The sequence below is a fragment of the Candidatus Zixiibacteriota bacterium genome (assembly GCA_014728145.1).
Taxonomy (GTDB): Bacteria; Zixibacteria; MSB-5A5; order JAABVY01; family JAABVY01; genus WJMC01.
Window position 1 is genome coordinate 1 of record WJMC01000210.1, and the last position, 4,798, is coordinate 4,798.

Annotated in this window: 5 protein-coding genes; all 5 read left to right on the forward strand. The window is 51.1% G+C overall.

Going from position 1 to position 4,798, the window contains the following annotated elements; translation table 11 throughout:
• Positions 1 to 1,251: tyrosine phenol-lyase (locus GF404_11955; GenBank protein MBD3382895.1), on the forward strand; the 1,251-nt coding region annotated here is incomplete at its 5' end.
• 74 nt (positions 1,252 to 1,325) lie between these two features.
• Positions 1,326 to 2,759 carry a tetratricopeptide repeat protein gene (locus GF404_11960; protein ID MBD3382896.1) on the forward strand — a complete coding sequence of 478 codons (1,434 nt, stop codon included), beginning with the start codon at positions 1,326 to 1,328 and terminating at the stop codon, positions 2,757 to 2,759.
• On the forward strand, positions 2,746 to 4,122 hold the full coding sequence (gene rlmD, locus GF404_11965) for a 23S rRNA (uracil(1939)-C(5))-methyltransferase RlmD (protein MBD3382897.1): 1,377 nt from the start codon (positions 2,746 to 2,748) through the stop codon (positions 4,120 to 4,122). The genes GF404_11960 and rlmD overlap by 14 nt, the downstream gene beginning before the upstream one ends.
• 5 nt (positions 4,123 to 4,127) lie before the next feature.
• Positions 4,128 to 4,532 carry a VanZ family protein gene (locus GF404_11970; protein ID MBD3382898.1) on the forward strand — a complete coding sequence of 135 codons (405 nt, stop codon included), beginning with the start codon at positions 4,128 to 4,130 and terminating at the stop codon, positions 4,530 to 4,532.
• Between the two features lie 35 nt (positions 4,533 to 4,567).
• A partial coding sequence (locus GF404_11975) for an aspartate--tRNA ligase (protein MBD3382899.1) occupies positions 4,568 to 4,798 on the forward strand: 231 nt, incomplete at its 3' end.

The window sequence follows — 4,798 nt, forward strand, 5'->3', positions numbered from 1 at the left end:
GACGTCTATATTGATTTGCTGACCGATTCGGGCACATCGGCCATGAGTGATCGTCAGTGGGCCGGGTTGATGCTCGGTGATGAGGCTTATGCCGGTAGCCGGAATTTCTACCATCTGGAGGACGCTATCCGGAAGTATTACAGCTATAAATACATTGTCCCGACCCACCAGGGCCGTGGCGCCGAGCATATTATTTCGAAGATCATGATCAGGGACGGTGATTTTGTACCGGGCAATATGTACTTTACTACCACACGACTGCACCAGGAACTGGCTGGAGGAACTTTTGTGGATATCATCATTGATGAGGCCCATGATCCAGCCAGCGAACATCCGTTTAAAGGCGATGTCGACTTTGAGAAACTCGACCGCCTCCTAAACGAGGTCGGCCGTGAGAGGATCCCGTATGTCTGTATCGCTACCTGTGTCAATATGGCGGGTGGCCAGCCGATTTCGATGGCTAACCTCAAAAAGCTCAGGCAGTGGTCAAAAGAACATGATATCCCGATCATCCACGACGCCACCCGTGTCGCTGAAAACGCTTATTTCATCCAGTGTCGCGAGGAGGGTTACGAAGACAAGTCGATCGCAGAGATCGTATTTGAAATATGTGCTTTAACCGATGGTTGCACGATGTCGGCCAAGAAGGATCCGATGGTCAATATCGGCGGGTTTTTGGCTGTCAATGATCGGGAGATATTCGATAAGGCCCGTAACATGGTGGTGATCTATGAGGGCTTGCACACTTATGGCGGTATGGCCGGTCGTGATATGGAAGCGCTGGCGATCGGTATCGCTGAATCGGTCCAGGATGATCATATCCGGGCCCGTGTCGGTCAGGTCGAATACCTGGGGGAAAAACTGCTTCAGGCAGATATACCAATCGTTGTACCGACCGGAGGTCACGCGATTTTTTTGAACGCGCGCGAATTCCTGTCTCATCTCGACCAGGACCAGTTCCCCGCCCAGGCTCTGGCCGCGGAGATATATGTTGAATCCGGGGTGCGTTCGATGGAGCGCGGAAATGTGTCTGCCGGACGAGACCCGAATACCGGCGAAAACCGCAAACCGCCCCTGGAGCTGGTGCGGTTGACCATCCCCCGCCGGGTCTACACGCAGGCTCATATGGATGTTACCGCGGAGGCAATCATCGATGTCTACCAGAATCGTGACAAAGTCAGCGGATTGAAATTCATCTATGAACCGGAATACCTGAGATTTTTCCAGGCCCGTTTTGAAAAGATAAGCTGATTGCTTTATGTAAATAATCAGTTTATATTGATCCGCCGTAAGTTACATGTGTAAAATGCCTGTGGAGGCAGTTTATGGTTAAGAAAAAAAAGTCCAATGCGAAATCGCAGACAGGCAACCTGGTGATACTGGCAGTGGTTGCCCTGGCAGTTATAGTCCTGATATTCAGATTCGTAGTGTTCTCATCCGACCCCGCGGTGAGTGCGGTCCGCAAGGGAGTCAGCGCTCTCGAATCGGGGGATTTTATCGAGGCTGAGCATCAATTTAAAAAAGCCCGCGAAAGCGATCCGGAATTGACATTTATCGGTGAGATAGAAGAACCGGGATTAGCCTATATCGGGCTCGGCAACCTTGAGCTGGCACGAGAAGACCAGGTTACAGCATCGCGCTATTACCAGAGAGCTTACGAAATCGATTCGACCCTGGAATTTGAAAGCCTGGCTCGTTTCGCGAGCACTGAATTCAGGTATCCGGAAGCGCTCTATACCAGTCTCGGCAACCTTTTCTGGAATGCCGAGATCCTGCCCCTGGCCGAGCTTGCGTACAAACGCCCGTTAAAAGATAATCCCGACAACACTTCGGTTTTAACCAACCTGGGCAATATAGCCCGTAAACGGGACGATATGGAGCAGGCGGTTAGATATTACAGTCGGGCCCTGACGGCCGATTCCTCGCTCTACGAGGCCCGGGTCAACCTGGTCAGCATGGCGTTCACCGCGCATGACCGGCATCCGTTTGATTTCCATCTCGACAAGCTGATCGAGCATCATCCCGAAAAACCGTATACGCTATATTTCAGGGGACAGCAGAAACGGATGCTTCAGCGCTATGATGAAGCGCTCGAGATATTCGAACGCTACCTGGAGCTCAACCCCCAGGACCAGAGCGCAAAACTTGAAATCGCGCAGATTCATCTTGAAAATAAAGACTACAAGTCGGCCCAAAAGCATCTGCGTCAGCTTGCTGTCAGGGTGGGAGCTCATCCCAAGATAAGGGAACTCGTGATCCAGACCGCCGAAGAAGCGCTCGATGAACAGGATTACGATTTCGCGCTTAAGATGTACCGGGATTACACTGAGATCTGGCCTGATGATCCCGAATTCGCTTTCGGCGAAGCAAACTGCCTGTTACAGCTCGACAGCCTGCAACAGGCCAAAGAGGAATTTTTGGGTCTTCTGGCGGAATATCCTGAAGCTTCCACGGTCTGGTCGAATCTGGGACTCGTGCATGTACACCTGGATCAATATGAAGAGGCAAAAGAGTTCTTCGAGGAAGCGGTAGCTCTTGATTCCAGTGCCTTCGCCCTGTTTAACCTGGGCAGGATTCATGAAGCCCAGGGCGACAGCGACCGGGCCCAGGGATATTATATCGCCGCGGCGATCAAAGAGCCGGAAATGTTCAATATGAAAGACTTCCTGATGGAAGTGAAAATGAGTAAAGAGCAGAAGATCTCGGAAGGTGACACCAGCGGAATTACCCCGTTCAGGCCGGAAGATGCAAGAGATTAAAGTCGGCAACACAATTGATTTGCAGATAGAGAGACTGTCCTTTACCGGCAAGGGAATCGCGCGTGTGGACAATTTCGTAATCTTCGTGCCCCACACTCTGCCCGGTGATCAAGTCTCTGCCAGGATTATCAAGCTGAAACGACGCTATGCTGACGGCAGGGTGGTCGAATTCAAGCAACGCTCGGATATGGCAATCGAACCGCAGTGTCATCATTTCGGAGTCTGCGGTGGATGTTCCTTCCAGAATCTCCCCTACCCGGAACAGCTTAATGCCAAGCGTGAAGCTATTTTCGAACATTTGCGCAGGATCGGTAAAATCGAAGAACCTCCGCTTGCAGATGTAATCGGGGCTGAAAACATATTCTATTACCGCAACAAGATGGAGTTCTCGTTTATCCCGGATTCGGACCATCATCTCAAGCTCGGCCTGCATCATCGCGGAGAATGGGAGAAAATCTTCGATGTTGAAAGATGCCTGCTTCAATCTGAAAAGTCCAACCGGATCATCGAGTTCGTCCGGGATTTCTTCAGAAAGCGGAAAGTGCCGGCTTATCACATTTCCGAGCATCATGGTTACCTGCGCTTTTTGATTATCAGGCAGAGCCGTGCCAGCGGGGAGATAATGCTGATTTTGGTTACCAACCGGGGGGCTCTTGACTGTCGGGATGAATTCATCGCGGAAATAAACGAGTCCTTTCCCGAGGTGGCATCGATCGCCCATGTAGTCAACGCCACCAAGGCCAATATCGCTACGGGCGAAGAACCTGTTATCATTTACGGCACGGATTACATTACAGAAAAAATCGGCGAGAAAAGTTACCATATCCGTCCCACCTCCTTTTTCCAGACGAATTCCGCCCAGACCGAAGTGCTTTATCACAAAATTGTCGAGCTGGGAGATTTCCGTCCCGATGAGAGAGTGCTTGACCTCTATACCGGATGTGGTACTATCGCTATCTATATTGCCGACAGGGTCAAATCAGTGTTGGGAATCGAGCTGAATGACGACGCAATCAAAAGCGCGGATGAAAACGCGCAACTGAATAATGTCGATAACTGCCGTTTCATTGCCGGCGATGTACGCAAGACTCTGCATGAGCTGGTCGGAGATGGCCAGACTGCCGACAGCGTAATCGTCGATCCGCCACGGGCTGGAATCGGCCGTAAGGTAATTCATCACCTGGTCAAGATGGAGCCCCGTAAAATCGTATATGTCTCCTGCAATCCGGCCACCCTGGCCGAGGATGTCCATGAGCTCGGCAAATTCGGTTTCAGGCTCGAGTTGACCGTCCCGGTCGATATGTTTCCGCATACATTTCATATCGAAACCGTATCCCGCCTGACCCGGGAGGAATCCTTTTGAGGGCTATGATGACCAGGATCAAGCGCAGTTTTTTGTACTATCATCTGCCGGCCATATTGTATGCCATGCTGATCTTCTATGTCTCCGGCTTACGGGAGATCTCTCCACCTTCTTTGGGAATTAGCTGGGACGACAAACTCTATCACTTCGGCGAATATTTTGTATTTTCCCTCTTGATCCATGTCGCGCTCAGGTATTACAGCCACGCGCGAATCAGGGATAATATCTATGTAATCGGGGCAATAATTTCGGTCGTTTTCGCGGTCAGCGACGAAATCCATCAGTACTTCGTCCCGGGCCGGGAATCCTCGCTTCTGGATCTGCTCGCCGATACACTCGGGGCGGTCCTGGCCCAGTTCGTTTTGTGGCGCTTTTTCAAGTCGCGCAACGCTCAAAAAGCAATTGACTAAGCTCATATCATGCCTATCTTATATGGTTCATTCGGATTAGACGAAATCAGAAACCTGGAGTGAAATTGCACAACTTCTCGGAACACAAGCGGACTGCTACCTGCGGTGAGTTAACAGCCGCTGATGCCGGCAGGGAAGTCGTCTTAAACGGCTGGATCAACAGTCGACGCGATCACGGCGGTTTGATCTTCATCGATCTGCGCGACCGCTACGGGATCACGCAGTTGGTCTTCCGCCCGGAAAAACTGAGCGAACAGCAGATGAAA

What these genes read in the sequence shown, in the direction of transcription:
- GF404_11960 (MBD3382896.1), top strand. Translation starts at nt 1,326, where the DNA reads ATGGTTAAGAAAAAAAAGTCCAATGCGAAATCGCAGACAGGCAACCTG.
- rlmD (MBD3382897.1), top strand. Translation starts at nt 2,746, where the DNA reads ATGCAAGAGATTAAAGTCGGCAACACAATTGATTTGCAGATAGAGAGA.
- GF404_11970 (MBD3382898.1), top strand. Translation starts at nt 4,128, where the DNA reads ATGATGACCAGGATCAAGCGCAGTTTTTTGTACTATCATCTGCCGGCC.